This is a genomic window from Gallaecimonas sp. GXIMD4217 (genome assembly GCF_038087665.1).
Taxonomy (GTDB): domain Bacteria; phylum Pseudomonadota; class Gammaproteobacteria; order Enterobacterales; family Gallaecimonadaceae; genus Gallaecimonas.
Genome location: NZ_CP149925.1, coordinates 3,115,121 through 3,129,221, shown reverse-complemented (window position 1 = coordinate 3,129,221; position 14,101 = coordinate 3,115,121). Strand labels below are relative to the sequence as shown.

At 62.7% G+C, this 14,101-nt stretch carries 15 protein-coding genes; 7 read left to right on the top strand and 8 right to left on the bottom strand.

The genetic code is table 11. The features are described from left to right. Positions 1-14 precede the first annotated feature (14 nt). A complete protein-coding gene (locus WDB71_RS15190; protein WP_341502445.1) occupies positions 15-1,283 on the bottom strand; it encodes an HlyD family efflux transporter periplasmic adaptor subunit in 1,269 nt (422 codons plus the stop codon). Between the two features lie 238 nt (positions 1,284-1,521). On the opposite strand from WDB71_RS15190, the gene WDB71_RS15185 reads away from it, so the two are divergent. From WDB71_RS15185 to WDB71_RS15175, 3 genes are read left to right on the top strand one after another with little or no spacing between them, the layout of a single operon-like run. Then, positions 1,522-2,016: a GNAT family N-acetyltransferase gene (locus WDB71_RS15185; protein WP_341502444.1), complete on the top strand. Its 495-nt coding sequence runs from the start codon at positions 1,522-1,524 to the stop codon at positions 2,014-2,016. Continuing rightward, positions 2,009-2,275, top strand: coding sequence for a helix-hairpin-helix domain-containing protein (locus WDB71_RS15180; protein WP_341502443.1), 267 nt, complete (start codon positions 2,009-2,011; stop codon positions 2,273-2,275). Before WDB71_RS15185 ends, WDB71_RS15180 begins: the two co-directional genes overlap by 8 nt. Further along, positions 2,272-2,610, top strand: coding sequence for a tRNA-binding protein (locus WDB71_RS15175; RefSeq protein WP_341502442.1), 339 nt, complete (start codon positions 2,272-2,274; stop codon positions 2,608-2,610). Before WDB71_RS15180 ends, WDB71_RS15175 begins: the two co-directional genes overlap by 4 nt. A gap of 7 nt (positions 2,611-2,617) precedes the next feature. Here WDB71_RS15175 and WDB71_RS15170 read toward each other — a convergent pair whose 3' ends face one another. Then, the gene (locus tag WDB71_RS15170) at positions 2,618-3,262 is read right to left on the bottom strand and encodes a hypothetical protein (RefSeq protein WP_341502441.1); all 645 of its coding nucleotides are present in this window, start codon (positions 3,260-3,262) and stop codon (positions 2,618-2,620) included. A gap of 145 nt (positions 3,263-3,407) precedes the next feature. On the opposite strand from WDB71_RS15170, the gene WDB71_RS15165 reads away from it, so the two are divergent. Further along, positions 3,408-3,752 carry a DUF2750 domain-containing protein gene (locus WDB71_RS15165; protein ID WP_341502440.1) on the top strand — a complete coding sequence of 115 codons (345 nt, stop codon included), beginning with the start codon at positions 3,408-3,410 and terminating at the stop codon, positions 3,750-3,752. A gap of 745 nt (positions 3,753-4,497) precedes the next feature. On the opposite strand, the gene WDB71_RS15160 is transcribed toward WDB71_RS15165, so the two are convergent. Next, positions 4,498-4,881, bottom strand: a complete 384-nt coding sequence (locus WDB71_RS15160) for a hypothetical protein (protein WP_341502439.1) — start codon at positions 4,879-4,881, stop codon at positions 4,498-4,500. An 81-nt stretch (positions 4,882-4,962) separates the two neighbouring features. After that, positions 4,963-5,490 carry a transposase gene (locus WDB71_RS15155; RefSeq protein WP_341502438.1) on the bottom strand — a complete coding sequence of 176 codons (528 nt, stop codon included), beginning with the start codon at positions 5,488-5,490 and terminating at the stop codon, positions 4,963-4,965. Between the two features lie 132 nt (positions 5,491-5,622). On the opposite strand from WDB71_RS15155, the gene WDB71_RS15150 reads away from it, so the two are divergent. Further along, positions 5,623-5,982: a transposase gene (locus tag WDB71_RS15150; protein ID WP_341502437.1), complete on the top strand. Its 360-nt coding sequence runs from the start codon at positions 5,623-5,625 to the stop codon at positions 5,980-5,982. A 180-nt stretch (positions 5,983-6,162) separates the two neighbouring features. Here the strand turns inward: WDB71_RS15150 and WDB71_RS15145 are convergent, their stop codons facing one another. The 3 genes from WDB71_RS15145 to WDB71_RS15135 all read right to left on the bottom strand — a co-directional run bounded on the left by WDB71_RS15145 (position 6,163) and on the right by WDB71_RS15135 (position 9,862). Further along, the gene (locus WDB71_RS15145) at positions 6,163-6,699 is read right to left on the bottom strand and encodes a hypothetical protein (RefSeq protein ID WP_341502436.1); all 537 of its coding nucleotides are present in this window, start codon (positions 6,697-6,699) and stop codon (positions 6,163-6,165) included. Between the two features lie 233 nt (positions 6,700-6,932). Beyond that, a complete protein-coding gene (locus tag WDB71_RS15140) occupies positions 6,933-8,879 on the bottom strand; it encodes a S9 family peptidase (RefSeq protein ID WP_341502435.1) in 1,947 nt (648 codons plus the stop codon). Between the two features lie 113 nt (positions 8,880-8,992). Then, a complete protein-coding gene (locus WDB71_RS15135) occupies positions 8,993-9,862 on the bottom strand; it encodes an MBL fold metallo-hydrolase (RefSeq protein WP_341502434.1) in 870 nt (289 codons plus the stop codon). A 120-nt stretch (positions 9,863-9,982) separates the two neighbouring features. On the opposite strand from WDB71_RS15135, the gene rarD reads away from it, so the two are divergent. Together rarD and WDB71_RS15125 are read left to right on the top strand one after the other, a co-directional pair. After that, positions 9,983-10,888, top strand: a complete 906-nt coding sequence (gene rarD / locus WDB71_RS15130; protein WP_341502433.1) for an EamA family transporter RarD — start codon at positions 9,983-9,985, stop codon at positions 10,886-10,888. Positions 10,889-10,928: 40 nt separating this feature from the next. Continuing rightward, complete coding sequence (locus WDB71_RS15125; RefSeq protein WP_341502432.1) at positions 10,929-11,894, top strand: cytochrome c peroxidase; 966 nt, start codon at positions 10,929-10,931, stop codon at positions 11,892-11,894. 35 nt (positions 11,895-11,929) lie between these two features. Here the strand turns inward: WDB71_RS15125 and uvrD are convergent, their stop codons facing one another. Continuing rightward, the gene (gene uvrD, locus WDB71_RS15120; RefSeq protein ID WP_341502431.1) at positions 11,930-14,089 is read right to left on the bottom strand and encodes a DNA helicase II; all 2,160 of its coding nucleotides are present in this window, start codon (positions 14,087-14,089) and stop codon (positions 11,930-11,932) included. Positions 14,090-14,101: the final 12 nt, after the last annotated feature.

Here is a 14,101-nt window from a genome sequence, read left to right as displayed (position 1 = left end):
TCCCTCTTTCTGGTTTATTCGGTCAGCAGCAGACTGTTGGCGTCTTTGAAGCGGCTGGTGTCGGAAACGATGATGGTGTCGCCCGGGCTGAGGCCGTCGAGGATCTCGACCTGCTTCATGCCCATGGCGCCGAGGCGAATGGGGGTGCGTATGGCCCGATCGCCGTCAAGGCGGAAGGCGTAGCGGCCGCCGTCGGCGTCGACGAAGGCGCCGCGCTGCACGGCCAGCACCTGGTTGCGGCTCTCCAGCTTGATGGTGGCGGTCAGGCGCTGGTTCTGGCGCAGGTTGGCGGGAATGTCGCCCACGAAGCGCAACCGGGCGTTGACCTGGCTGCCGATCACCTCGGGGCTGATGGCGGCCACCTCGCCGGGGAAGTTGGCGCCGTTCAGGCGGATGCTGACCGGCATGGCCAGGCCCAGATCGTCGGCGTAGTTGTCCGGCACCTGCACCTCCACCTCGAAGCTGGACAGATCCACCACGGTCAGCAGGGCCTGGTGGGCGGTGACGGCGCCCTTCTGGTTGCTGGCCAGGGCGCCGACCATGCCGGACACCGGCGAGCGCACCTGCAGCTGGTCCACCTGGCGCTGCAGCTCGGCCACCACCAGCGCCTGGCTGTCCACCTGGTGCTGCAGGTTCTGCTGCTCGAAGGTGGCCACGTCCTTGGCCAGGCCGGCGTTCTGTTCGCTCTGGCGGTGGCGCAGCCTGGCCCTGGCCAGTTCGTCCTGGGCCTGCTCATGGTCCAGCTGGCTGATCACCTGCTTGGCCAGGGACAGCTCGGCGCGGCGCATCTCCCGCTCGGCGGCGTCCAGGTCCACCCTGGCCAGATCCACCGCCTGCTGGTTCTCCAGGGCCTGGCGGCGGGCCTGGATCTGCAGCCGCTCCAGCTCGCCCTTGAGGCGGGCCAGGTTGGCCTGTTCCTGCTTGAGGCTGGAGGTCAGGGCCGGGCTGTCGATCTCGGCCAGCAGCTGACCCTGTTTGACGGCGTCACCGGCCTTGATGGCATAGGTGACCACGCCCTGGGCCGGGCTGTAGAGGGTGGGGCTGTCGGCGGCAACGATGCGGCCCTGCACCACCGTATCGCGGCTGATGTCGGCGACGGCCACCTGGGCCAGGCGCAGCTCGGCCCTGGCCACCACGGCGTCGTTCTCGCTCCAGGCCTGCCAGCGGGCCACGGCGCTGCCCAGGCCCAGCAGGGCGATGATGCCGGCGCCGGCCCAGAGCCAGGTCTTGAGGTTGGTCTTCTTGCGGACAATCACGTCCTGTCCCGAGGTGTCTTTGATCATGGGGTCCTCCCAAGGCAACTGACCAGGACATATCAAGGGCCGTGCCAAGGGAGATAATTTTTTGTAATTCCTTGATATTTAAGAATTTGAAGCCTGTGCGAAGTTCTGGAAAGCGGATGCCATGTGTCCGTTTTCGCTGTCCGCTGTCCGGCGGACAGCGGCACGGACAGGGGCTTGGGCAAGATCTAATCCGGTGATATAAGTGATTGAACCGCAGGCGATTAAGCAGGGAAAAAGGATGAAGATACGCAGCGCCGAGATGACCGACCTGGCAGGGATCCACGCCCTTTATGCCCAGCCCAGCTGTTTTGGCGGCACCCTGCAGTTGCCCCACCCCGGCCTGGAAGGCTGGCGGAAGCGCCTGGAAGCCATGCTGGCCGACGCCAACATGCACTGCCTGGTGGCGGAATCGGACGGGCAGATCCTCGGCCAGCTGAGCCTGATGGCCAACGCCAGGCTCAGGCGGCGCCACGTGGGTGACCTCGGCATGGCGGTGTGCGAGCGCGCCCGCGGCCAGGGGGTGGGCTCGGCGCTGCTGGCGGCAGCGGTGGAGCTGGCCGACAACTGGCTCAACCTGAGGCGCCTGGAGCTGGAGGTGTATGCCGACAACGAGGCCGCCATCGCCCTGTACCGCAGGCACGGCTTCGAGCAGGAAGGCCTGGCCCGGGATTACGCCTTTCGGGAAGGGCGCTATGTGGATGCGCTGCTGATGGCCAGGCTCAATCATGGCTAGACTCACCGACCTGCCCAATGTCGGTCCGGCCACGGCCGCCGACCTGGAGCTGCTCGGCATCCAGGAACCGGATCAGCTCAGGGGCCAGGACCCCTATGCCCTCTATGACAAGCTCTGCCGGCTGACCGGGGCGCGCCATGACCCCTGTGTCATCGACGTGTTCATCTCGGCGGTGCGCTATATGGAAGGGGCGCCAAAGCGGAGCTGGTGGTACTACACAGCGGAGCGCAAGCAGACGCTCAAGGAGAGAGGCAGATGAACGAGATCGGCTGGGACGACTTCGCCAAGGTGGAGTTGCGGGTAGGCACAGTGGTGGACGTGAACCCCTTTCCCGAAGCCAGGAAGCCGGCCTGGATCCTCCATGTGGACTTCGGTGGCGACATCGGGGTGCTGAAGTCCTCGGCCCAGCTCACCGACCTCTACGACAGGGACGGCCTGCTGGGCAGGCAGGTGGTGGCGGTGGTCAACTTCCCGGCCAAGCAGATAGGGCCCCTGAAGTCCCAGTGCCTGGTCACCGGCTTCCATCGCGAGGACGGCGCCGTGGTGCTCTGCACCCCGGACCAGGCCGTGCCCAACGGCGCCCGGCTGGCCTGAGCCCTGCTCAGCCGGCCTGGCTGGCGCTGCCGTACTTGGGCTCCAGGGCCTGGATGGCCTCGGCGTTTTCCTCCAGAGCTTCTTTCAGGAAGGCCCTGGTCGGCTGGATCTTGAAGTGGATGGCGGTCAGGGCGTTGAGTACCTGCTCCCTTTCCTGGTCGTCGCCACCGTTTTTGTCCAGCAGTCGCTCGAGCAGCACCGTGATGTCTTCGTCGTACAGCCTGGCCTGGCGCCGGTAGGCCAGCTCCTGCTCCTGGTAGGCATTGGCGGCCTGCAGCAGATCCTCCACCGGGATGCGGTTGAGGGCGGCGCGGTTCTTGGCGAAGCTCCAGACGCCGTCGTCGTATTCGCTTTGGCTGATCTCCAGGGACAGCTTGGTTTCGGGCGGGGCCTTTTCATCTTTCAGCCTGGCGATTTCCCTGTTGATCGATGCTTCAAAGGCCAGCAGGTTGTCGTAGTTCCTGGTCAGCCGGCCGCTGTTCTGCTTGAGCTCGTAAACCACCTTGGCCATCAGGGTGTGGGCGGTGTTGCTGTCCTGCCTGGCCTGGTTCCAGTTGTTGATCCACAGCGCCAGCATCAGGCCGACGAAGATGGAGATGAACTCGAAGGTGATGCTGAAGCCGTTCTGCCGCCAGAATGCCTTGATGCTCATGTGGCTGTTCTCATTGGTATTTTGCCGGTAAGGTCGCACCGGCGTTGGGATAAGTCAATGTGGCGCCTGGGGCAAAGAAAGTCAGACAAGGGTCACAAAGGCGATCCATAATGGGGCACATCAGACAGAGCCAAAAGGTGACGCCATGTCCAGCTCCAACGCGCAATACAAAGCATTTCTCGACGCCATCCACCAGGGCCAGCAGGTCTGGGGCCTGCAATCGGAGGAAGGCTGGCTGGTCTGCGCCTCGTCCGATTTCGAAAACACCGAGGTGATGCCCTTCTGGTCCAGCAAGGAAGGGGCCGAGCGTCACTGTAACGAGGAATGGACCGCCTACGAGGCCTCCGCCGTACCCCTGGCCGAGTTCGCCGGCGCCTGGCTGGCGGAGCTGGACGAGGAAGGTATCCTCATTGGCACCGACTGGGATGCCGATCTGGAAGGGCCGGAAATCGAACCCTCCACCGTTGTCCGCGATCTGATGGAACAGTAAGTACCCATACCCAAAAGCCCCGGCCCAGTGCCGGGGCTTTCCTTTTGAGGCACCTTGCTTGAGGGCCCCGGACCGCACCCTGATCTCCATCAAGCGGGACAAGTTCGATACCACTGTGGCGGTGGGGTAGGTTTTTGGTTGCTTTGGGTATGCCTGGTCCTGTGGATGTGCCTTAGTCCAGTCGCATCGGAAAGTTGCTTTCTTCGAGATCCCCTGCGGGGGGGCGTGACTTTTGACGGGCCAAAAGTCACCAAAAGCCCTCTCCCTAATCGCAGCCCTGCGGGTTCCCTCGGTTTCGCTCGCTTGCCGGGGCACGGCGCTGATTCGCTCCATGCTCAGCAGCGCCTTGGCCGGCGTCCATGCCGGCCATACCCTATCACTTGCTCCACCTCGGCTGCTTATGAGGGGATCTTGGCCGCGCTGCGGCCATTCAAGCCGGGCAATGTACCTTGGCTTTGTCCCAACCTACGGGCTGGTCCCAAGTTATGGGCTGGAAGGCGAGGCCTGGCATTGCGGCAGTGCCGTCCTATCGATGCCGTCCACGGTCAGCACATTGAGCCTATGCCCTGGGCGGTTTGGAGGGTATCCACCGACGGCGCCTAGTACCAGCAGTCGCAGGAAGATTAAGGGATGAACTCGATGGAGCAGACCATGTCTTGTGGCTGATCGTTGTACCCTGCGAGCATGCCAGCCAGGTAGAGGGTCGACAGGCTGCTTAGCAGACCGATAAGTAGGTAGCGCAACATCATTGCCCGGCCTCGCCAACCGCCCAATAACTATAGTGACGGCTATCGCCCAGGATCGGAGTCCAGCGTTCATTGCCACCAAGATAGTGGAGCGTGAAAAGGAGCCTGGGTTCGGGCGTCTTTGGTCGTAGGATCAAGCCACATTCGAAACGGCGACGGCGATCCCGGACGGCATCATTCAGCCAAAGATCAGGCTGTTCTCCCTCGTTAAAAGCAATGGCATCGATGTTTTGTACTGCCTCGGCCTCAAGGGCGGCAAAGCGACTGTCGATATCGCCCAGCAAAGTGTAGGTGGGCTGCCCTGCCAGCACCGGCAAGGCAGCCATGTTGGCTAACAGCCATAGGCGTTTCATGTTTTCCTTGGCTCCATTGTCGGCGGGCAAGGCCGCGTCCTTACTTGACGTCTTTCGGGCATAGCCCGTAGGTTGGGATGAGGAACGAATCCCAACATCACTACCCAAGCCTTACTCCCCGAAATCTGAACCAGTCTCTGAACCGGATGCACCCCAGTTTATCGATAGCATGCCCTGTCTGACATAGCGATGGAAGCTGGAATAAGGCCAATCACGACAACGGTCTACGAGACCGTGTTTTACTGGGTTGTAGTGAACATAATCGATGTGGCGGTAATAATCGCTCTCGTCCCGGATTTCATGCTCCCAATAACGACGCTGCCAAATACCCCGTTCTCCCTGCCGGGCCCTGCTGGCCGAAAGGCGCTCTCCCTTCGGTAACATGCGAGAGAAGTTGCCCTTGATAAGCCGCCATCTCATCGGGTAGTTGTCATCATCTTGCGGCAAGGTCCAGACAGCATGGAGGTGATCCGGCAAAACCACCATGGCATCGATATGGAACGGGTGTCGACGCTTCACACGAGCAACGGCCGAACGAAGCGTCGCAATGTGATGGACCAACAAATTTTGGCTGCGCTCAGCCAGGTTGACCGTGAAAAAGAAGGTGCCGCCTGCCAGCCGTGAACGTCTATAGCGCATAGCACCTCCTTGTGACGCAATACGCTCAGAGTCGCGGATGGTTCGCCGTTAGAGTTGAGCAGCCAAAGAGTATTACAGCCATGTTGGGACTCGTGCCTCGTCCCAACCTACGGGCTGCTGGAGATGGCCACCATGGAGAAGAACCGTATGCAGATCCTGCCCAAGGCGCTCCATAGCTCGCTCTCATCTGTGCTGAAAACCTTGGAAAAGCAAATCGACTCGATCACCAAACAGCTTGATGTGCTGGTCGTCCAAGCCAAGCATTGGCGCACAAAGTCCGAGATCCTGACCAGTGTGCCCGGCGTTGGAAAAGTGCTGGCCTATACCTTGCTCAGCGAACTGCCGGAGCTTGGCAGACTCAACCGAAAGGAAATCGCCGCCTTGGTCGGGGTCGCGCCAATGAACCGGGAGAGTGGTTTCTATAACGGCAAGCGTCGCATCCGAGGTGGCCGGCACCGGGTTCGCACTGTGATGTTCATGGCCATGATGTAGGCCATTCAATGCAACCCGGTTTTCAGGCGTTACTACGCCCATCTGAAGGCAGCCGGGAAGCTTCCGAAGGTGGCTCTTATCGCCTGCATGCGCAAGCTGATCGTCATCCTCAACACCATGGTCAAGAACGGCGAGAAATGGTGCGAAAAAACGGCCTGATCTGTTGACTGAACACCACAGTCACTTGTTAGCTGTATACCACGCTTTTAAGTCATTGATTTTAATTACTGGCTTGCCATTAAAATCACTAATCACCGAAGGTGTTAAATGATCAAAATGCTTAATGTGCCAGTCTTTAATTAAAGCTCGCTCATTATTTGAAAGCTTGTCAATACTATATGTATTGAACGCCTCCCAACCATCCAATTGAGTACGATGTATTGAAACAATGGAATCTTCTTTATCGAATAATCTTACAACATACTCTTGAAAGGGCTTAAATGGCTGTCCGCACCACTCGCCTAATATCACATGAGCATCAATTACTTGCTCATCGAATTCTCCATCTAAGACGCTTTCAACATAAAGTTTAACAAACTGTATACCACAAGCATTCGACTGTTCTAATTTAAACGGTTTTAACCTTGGGTTCTCATCGCCATCAAAGTTACGTTTTACTACTTCTTCCGACAGTACCTTTGTGACCAAAATTAACTGATTGGCTTGAACCTCAAAAACAGAAAATAAACAAAGGAAAATAAATAAAATTGATTTCATATGCCAACCTTCCTTATACAGCTAACGCTGAATATATGGCCTTACAAGTTAAGGAAGCTTGCAAGTTGGATTTAAATTTATATATGTCAGCAAGCTAGCATAAGAACCTTGCAAGGTCGATTTTTGTCAACATGGCCTGCTAGGCGCGTAAGCGTTGCCGTCATGCAGGCGGAATCCAAAACGATGCCGTAAAACGGCCCAGGGAATAAGAAAGGGGCCTAAGCCCCTTGTCTTTATTTGGCGGCCATGGCCTGGCCGTTGCGCAGGTGCTTTTCCAGGAAGCTCAGGTAGGCATCGGAGGCGGTGATGCGATTGGCCTTCTTGGTGAAGCCGTGGCCTTCGTCGTCGAAGAGCACGTATTCCACCGGCACGCCGTTGGCACGCACCGCCTTGACCAGCTCGTCGCTTTCCACCTGCAAGACCCTGGGATCGTTGGCGCCTTGGACCACCAGCAGCGGCTTGGTGATCCTGTCGGCGTGGAACAGCGGGCTGATGCGCTTGAGGCGGTCCAGATCCGTGGCCGGATCGCCCATCTCTGCGTAGAGGTAGGCCTTGAAGCTTTCCCACCAGGGCGGGATGGAGGTGAGGGTGCGCTCCCAGTTGGTGACGCCGAAGATGTCGATGCCCACCTTGAAGGCGTCGGGGTGGTAGGTGAGAGCCGCCACCGTCATGTAGCCGCCGTAGCTGCCGCCCATGACGCCGATGCGGTTGTCGTCTGCCCAGTCCAGGGACTGCAGGTAGCCCTTGCCCTCGACGATGTCGCGCAGGTCGTTCTCGCCGTGGTTGCGGTCGTCCAGGTGGTAGAAGGTCTTGCCGTAGCCGGACGAGCCCCTGTTGTTGGCGGCCAGTATGGCGTAGCCATGGTTGACCAGGTGCTGGATGGCGGCGCGGTAGCCCTTGCGGCTCTGGCCGCCGGGGCCGCCGTGGACCCAGACCAGGGCCGGCGCCGGGTTGGCGGCGCTGGCGCCCTTGGGCTTGTAGAGGATGGCGGGGATCTCCAGGCCGTCGAAGCTCTGGTAGCGCACCACTTCACCGTTGACCAGCTCGGCCTCGTTGATGGCTGGGTTCAGGGCATTGGTGAGGCGCTTGGCCTGCTTGGCGCCCAGCTCGTAGCTGTAGAGATTGGAGGGGCTGGTGTCGGAGTTGATGTAGAACACCATGCGCTTGTCGTCGCGGCTGAAGTTGACGCCGCGCAGGTCGCCCTGGGGCAGCTCGGGCAGCTTGAGCGCCTTGCCGGTGCTGGTGTCGGTGATGGTGACTCTGGTGCTGCCGTCGGCGTTCACGCCCACCACCCGGTAGCGGCCGGACTCGGAGAAGTCCACGAACATCACGTCCCAGTCCGCCACCACGGCGGGCTCCTGCTCATCCGTGGCCAGATCGTGGCGCCAGGCCTGGTTGAATTCCCCTTCGGCGTCGGTTCCGAAGTAGAGGGTTTGGCTGTCCGGGCTGAAGGCCATGGCGTCGAAGTTGGCCATGGCGCCCTCGCGGTCGGCGATCAGCCTGGGGGGCTGGTCCGGGCTGGTGGCGTCCCAGAGGTAGAGGTCGGAGTCGGCGTTGCTGTTGACCTTGGTCAGGGCCAGGTAGCGGCCGTCGCGGCTGATGCCGCCCAGGCTGAGGGCCTGATCGTTCTGGAACACCAGGCTGCGCTGGTAGCTGGTGGCGTCGTAGCGGTAGACGTCCATGGCCCTGGGATCGCGCTCGTTGGTGGTGACGTAGAAGGCGCTGCCGTCGGTGTTGAAGCCCATGAAGCGGGCGCGGGTCTTGTCGCCCGGGGTCAGGTCGCGGGGCTGGCCCTTTTCCATCACGTACAGGTGGAACAGCTCGTTGCCGCCCTGGTCGGCGGTGAACAGGAAGCGGTCGTCGTGGGGGAACCAGCTGACGGCAAAGGTGGAGTCGGTGCTGGAGTGGGTCAGCGCCTCGGGCTCGCCACCGCCCACCGGCATGGCGTAGACGTTGTAGATGCCGGTCTGGTCGGAATTGATCAGCACCCGGGTGCCGTCGTGGGACAGGGAGCTGCCGGAATAGGACAGGGTGTCGAAGAAGGCCTTGGCGTCGTAGCGTTTGGGCTGGGGTGCCTGTTGCTGCTGGGCGACCGGCTCCTGGGTGGGCTGGGCCGTGCGATCGCAGCCGGCCAGGGCCAGGGTGGCCGCCAGGGCCAGGGTGATGGAACTGGGTTTCATGGAGTCTCCTTTCCGCTTTCAAGGGCCGGCTACCGCTGCTGACCGGCAAGAATTCACCCTTGCCACCTTGAGGGCTGGCGGTAACGGCGTCAATGAATGCTAACGTTTTGAAACTATTGCGTTGTCTGCAGGCTCTGGTGGACGAAGGTGGTCATCTGCTCCATGGACACGAAGCCGCCGCCGAAGCGGCCGAAGTCCTTGAGGGGCTTGGCCTTGATGATCTCCTCCAGGGACTTGCCCTGGGCCATCAGCACCTGGATGCGTTCCCTGGCCCTTTTCAGCATGTAGAGGTAATCGGCCAGGGCCTTCTTGTCGGAAACCGGGCCGTGGCCGGGGATGATGCGGGTCTGCTCGTCGGCCCTGGCCAATACCTGCTCGGCGGCGGCGATCATGCCGTCGATATGACCGCCGTGGTCCAGGTCGATGAAGGGAAACATGCCGGCAAAGTAGGTGTCGCCCATGTGCACGGCGTTGAGATCGGGGAAGAACACCATGGCATCGCCGTCGGTGTGGGCATGGGCCACGTGCAGTACCTCGACGGTGGTGCCCAGGTGCAGGCGGATGTCGCGGCTGAAGGTGACCACCGGCAGGGCGATGTCCGGGCTGGCCGTGATGGTCTTGTTGAAGAAGCTCAGGAACTGGTCGGCACTGAGGCGCTGGCGCACCTTGTCATGGGCGATGATCACCGCACCGGCCTGGCCCATGTGCTCGTTGCCGCCGGTATGGTCCTGGTGCCAGTGGGTGTTGAGCACGAAACGGATGGACTCCTTGCCGAGGCTGGCGACCTGGGCGCGGATGGCCTCGGTGGCCGGGGCGTACTGGTCGTCGATGAGCAGGAAACCCCTGTCGCTCTGCAACACGCCTATGTTGCCGCCCTGGCCATAGATCACGTGCAGGGGGCCGGTAACGTTTTCCATCTTGAGCGGGGCGGCATGGGCGGCAAGGGCGAGGGTGGCGAGCAGCGGCGCAAGCAGTCGAGCCATTTTTTGTTCTCCCTGAAGTGAGCTCAGCTAAGAGTGTAGCCGCTGTTCGTCGCAAGGCGCTGGGGCGGCCCGGCGCCTTCTGCTAGCATGAGCGCGCCTACCCTTCCCGTCGGAGTCATCATGGTCAGCGAGCAGTCCCGCGGCACCCTCTATGCCGTTGCGGCCTATTTCCTGTGGGGCATAGCCCCCATGTACTTCAAGTTGCTAAAGGACATCGCCGCCCCGGAGCTGCTGACCCACAGAGTGATCTGGTCCTGCGTGCTGCTGCTGGGGTTGCTGCTGGTGATGAAGCGCCTGAACCGGGTGCGGGCGGTGTTCCGCCAGGCCCGCCAGTGGCAGACGTTGCTGCTCACCGCCTGCCTGATCGCCACCAACTGGGGCCTGTTCATCTGGGCCATCAATTCCGATCACATGCTGGACGCCAGCCTGGGCTACTACATCAACCCGCTGATCAACGTGGCCCTGGGGCTGCTGTTCCTGGGCGAGCGGCTCAGGAAGCTGCAGTGGCTGGCCCTGGCCCTGGCCTTCGGCGGGGTGCTGGTGCAGCTGATCACCTTCGGCAGCCTGCCCTGGATAGCCCTGGTGCTGGCCTTCTCCTTCGGTTTCTATGGCCTGCTGCGCAAGAAAGTGCCGGTGGATCCCCTGGCCGGCCTGTTCCTGGAGACCCTGCTGCTGCTGCCGGCGGCCCTGGCCTATCTGTGGCTGCTGGACAGCCCCAGCAGCGATCTGCTGGCCAACACCTGGCAGCTGAACGGCCTGCTGGTGCTGGCCGGGGTGGTCACCACTGTGCCGCTGCTGTGCTTCATCGCCGCCGCCCAGCACCTGCCGCTGTCGGTGCTGGGCTTCTTCCAGTACATAGGCCCCAGCATTACCTTCGCCCTGGCGGTGCTGCTCTACGGCGAGGCCTTCAGCGCCGACAAGGTGGTCACCTTCGGCTTCATCTGGGCGGCGCTGGTGGTGTTCAGCCTGGACGCCTGGCGCGGCCAGCAGAAAAAAAGGCGGCAGCTGAAAGCCGGTGCCGGCTGAGCGGGTCCCCTCCCCGATACCATCAGCGAGAGGGAACCACATGAAAGGACTGGTATTGGCGCTGGCCATGGTGGCAAGCGGCACGGCCCTGGCCGGCGAGCTGCAGCAGCAGGCCAGGGCGTTGTTTGGCGCCGCACCGCAACAACAACCGGAGCCGGCCCAGGTGGCACTGGGACGGACGCTCTTTTTCGAAAGCCGCATCGGCCAGGACGGCAAGACCAGCTGCGGCAGCTGCCACAATGCCGCCAACGGCGGCGCCGACGGTCGAAAGCTGGCCCTGGGCGCCTTCGGCCGCCAGGCCCCCCGCAACACCCCCACCATAGTGGACGTGACCGGGCAGGTCGCCTACCACTGGACCGGCAACCGCAGCAGCCTGGCCGATCAGGCCAAAAAGGCCCTGACCGCGCCGCCGGCCTATGCCCACCCGGATCTGGCCAGCGCCGAGGCCCGCTTACGCAGCCTGACCGATCTGGCCCCGGCCTTTGCCAGGGCCTTCCCCGGCGAGCCCATGGGCGCCGACACCTTCGCCCGCGCCATCGAGGCCTACCAGCAGAGCCTGGTCACCCGCTCCCGCTTCGACGACTTCCTGGCCGGTGACGAGGGCGCCCTGGACGAGCAGGAAAGGCGCGGCCTGGCCACCTTCATCAGCGTCGGCTGCGTGAGCTGCCACAACGGCCGCAACCTGGGCGGCGGCAGCTTCCAGAAGTTCGGTGTCTTTGCCGATTACTGGACCCTGACCGGCTCTCAGCAGGTGGACGAGGGGCGTGCCAGGGACAGCGGCCAGGAGGCCGACCGCCAGGTGTTCAAGGTGCCGCCGCTGCGCCATGTGGCGAAGACGGCGCCCTACTTCCATGACGGCAGCGTGGCGAAGCTGGATGAGGCGGTGGCCATCATGGCCAGGCTGCAGCTGAACCGCAGCCTCAGCGAGCGGCAGGTGGCGGATATCGTTGCCTTCCTGGGGGCGGTGACGGCGCCCATGCCGGCGGCGCTGTCGCCGCCGCAATAGGCTCGGTCGGCCTGGCGAGGGCCACCAGGGACGGCTTAGAGTGCCTGCAGCCTGGCGTAGGCCACCACCAGCCACTTGGCACCGGCGTCATCGAAGGCGACTTGTACACGCGCCTGGGGCCCCGAGCCCTCGTAGTTGAGGATGATGCCGTCGCCGAACTTGGGGTGGCTGACCCGCTGGCCCAGGGACAGGCCGGTGTCGTTGAAGCTGTCGTTCTGGCGCTGGTACTGGGACATGGCCGGGCGGCTGACCTGGGTGCGCATGCGCACCTCCTCCAGGCAGTCCTGGGGGATCTCCTTCAGGAAGCGGCTGGGGCTGTGGTAGTCCTCGCGGCCGTACAGGCGCCGGCTCTCCGCGTAGCACAGATACAGCTTCTGCATGGCGCGGGTCATGCCCACGTAGCAGAGGCGCCGCTCCTCCTCCAGGCGGTCCGGCTCCAGGGCCGACTGCTGGGAGGGGAACATGCCTTCCTCCACCCCCACCAGGAACACCAGCGGGAATTCCAGGCCCTTGGCGGTGTGCATGGTCATCAGCTGCACCGCGTCCTCGAACTCGTCGGCCTGGGTGTCGCCGGATTCCAGGGCGGCATGGGCCAGGAAGGCGTTCAGCTCGCTCATGTCCTCGGCGCCGTCGGGGATGTCGAAGTCCTGGGTGGCGGAGACCAGCTCCTCCAGGTTCTCCACCCTGGCCTGGGCCTTTTCGCCCTTCTCGGCCTGGTACATGGCCAGCAGCCCGGAGTCGCGGATCACCGCGTCCACCTGCTTGGACAGGGCCAGATCCTGGATGTCGTCCTCCAGCTGGCTGACCAGGGCCATGAAGTTGTTGACGGCATTACTGGCGCGGCCGGCCAGCACCTTCTGCTCGACCAGCACCCGCGCCGCCTGCCACAGGGTGGTGCCGGCCTGCCTGGCCTGCTGGCGGATCAGATCCAGGGTGCGGTCGCCGATGCCGCGGGTGGGGGTGTTGACCACCCGCTCGAAGGCGGCATCGTCGTCGCGGTTGGCGATCAGCCGCAGGTAGCCCAGGGCGTCCTTGATTTCCTGGCGCTCGAAGAAGCGCAGGCCGCCGTAGATGCGGTACTTGAAGCTCTCCCTGAGCAGGGCATCTTCCAGCACCCGCGACTGGGCGTTGTTGCGGTAGAGGATGGCGGCATCCGAGTAGCGGCCGCCATCGTCCACCCATTTCTGGATGCAGCCCACCACGAAGCGGGCCTCGTCTATCTCGTTGAAGGCACAATAGACCGACACAGGTTCGCCCCGGCTGCCCTCGGTCCAGAGATCCTTGCCGAGTCGCTCTGAGTTGTTGGCGATCAGGCCGTTGGCGGCCTTGAGGATGGTGCTGGTGGATCTGTAGTTCTGCTCCAGGCGGATGGTGCGGGCGCCGTCGAAATCGTCCAGGAAGCGGTGGATGTTGTCGACCCGGGCGCCGCGCCAGCCGTAGATGGACTGGTCGTCGTCGCCCACTATCATCACCTTGCTGTGGGGACCGGCCAGGGTGCGCAGCCAGGCGTACTGGATGCTGTTGGTGTCCTGGAACTCGTCCACCAGGATATGGCGGAAGCGCTGCTGGTAGTGCTCGCGCAGGTGCGCCTTCTGCTGCAGCAGCTCCAGGGCGCGCAGCAGCAGCTCGGCGAAGTCCACCAGGCCGGCCCTGTCGCAGGCCTCCTGGTAGACCTGGTAGATCTGGTGCCAGCTCTGCTCGATGTGATCCCGGGGCTGGATGTGCCTGGGCCTCAGGCCCTCGTCCTTCTTGCCGTTGATGTAGGCCATGGCCTGGCGCGGCGGGTAGCGCTTCTCGTCCAGGTTCAGGCTCTTCATGATGCGGCGGATCATGCGGTGCTGGTCGTCGGAGTCGAGGATCTGGAAACCGTCCGGCAGGCCGGCGTCCACATGGTGGGCCCTGAGCAGGCGGTGGGCCAGGGAGTGGAAGGTGCCGATCCACATGCCGGCCAGGTGGCCACCCAAGAGCTGCTCGATACGGCCACGCATCTCCTTGGCGGCCTTGTTGGTGAAGGTCACCGCCAAAATGGCGTAGGGGGATGCCTGCTCCACCTGCATCAGCCAGGCGATACGGTGCACCAGCACCCGGGTCTTGCCCGAGCCGGCGCCGGCCAGCACCAGCAGGTTGCCGGCGTCGGCGCCGACGGCCTCACGCTGTTTGTCGTTGAGGCCGTCCAGCAGGTGGGATATGTCCATGAGGATTTATAC

Coding starts and splice junctions, on each gene's coding strand:
- WDB71_RS15190 (WP_341502445.1), bottom strand. CDS start 1,283: ATGATCAAAGACACCTCGGGACAGGACGTGATTGTCCGCAAGAAGACC.
- WDB71_RS15185 (WP_341502444.1), top strand. CDS start 1,522: ATGAAGATACGCAGCGCCGAGATGACCGACCTGGCAGGGATCCACGCC.
- WDB71_RS15180 (WP_341502443.1), top strand. CDS start 2,009: ATGGCTAGACTCACCGACCTGCCCAATGTCGGTCCGGCCACGGCCGCC.
- WDB71_RS15175 (WP_341502442.1), top strand. CDS start 2,272: ATGAACGAGATCGGCTGGGACGACTTCGCCAAGGTGGAGTTGCGGGTA.
- WDB71_RS15170 (WP_341502441.1), bottom strand. CDS start 3,262: ATGAGCATCAAGGCATTCTGGCGGCAGAACGGCTTCAGCATCACCTTC.
- WDB71_RS15165 (WP_341502440.1), top strand. CDS start 3,408: ATGTCCAGCTCCAACGCGCAATACAAAGCATTTCTCGACGCCATCCAC.
- WDB71_RS15155 (WP_341502438.1), bottom strand. CDS start 5,490: ATGCGCTATAGACGTTCACGGCTGGCAGGCGGCACCTTCTTTTTCACG.
- WDB71_RS15150 (WP_341502437.1), top strand. CDS start 5,623: ATGGAGAAGAACCGTATGCAGATCCTGCCCAAGGCGCTCCATAGCTCG.
- WDB71_RS15145 (WP_341502436.1), bottom strand. CDS start 6,699: ATGAAATCAATTTTATTTATTTTCCTTTGTTTATTTTCTGTTTTTGAG.
- WDB71_RS15140 (WP_341502435.1), bottom strand. CDS start 8,879: ATGAAACCCAGTTCCATCACCCTGGCCCTGGCGGCCACCCTGGCCCTG.
- WDB71_RS15135 (WP_341502434.1), bottom strand. CDS start 9,862: ATGGCTCGACTGCTTGCGCCGCTGCTCGCCACCCTCGCCCTTGCCGCC.
- rarD (WP_341502433.1), top strand. CDS start 9,983: ATGGTCAGCGAGCAGTCCCGCGGCACCCTCTATGCCGTTGCGGCCTAT.
- WDB71_RS15125 (WP_341502432.1), top strand. CDS start 10,929: ATGAAAGGACTGGTATTGGCGCTGGCCATGGTGGCAAGCGGCACGGCC.
- uvrD (WP_341502431.1), bottom strand. CDS start 14,089: ATGGACATATCCCACCTGCTGGACGGCCTCAACGACAAACAGCGTGAG.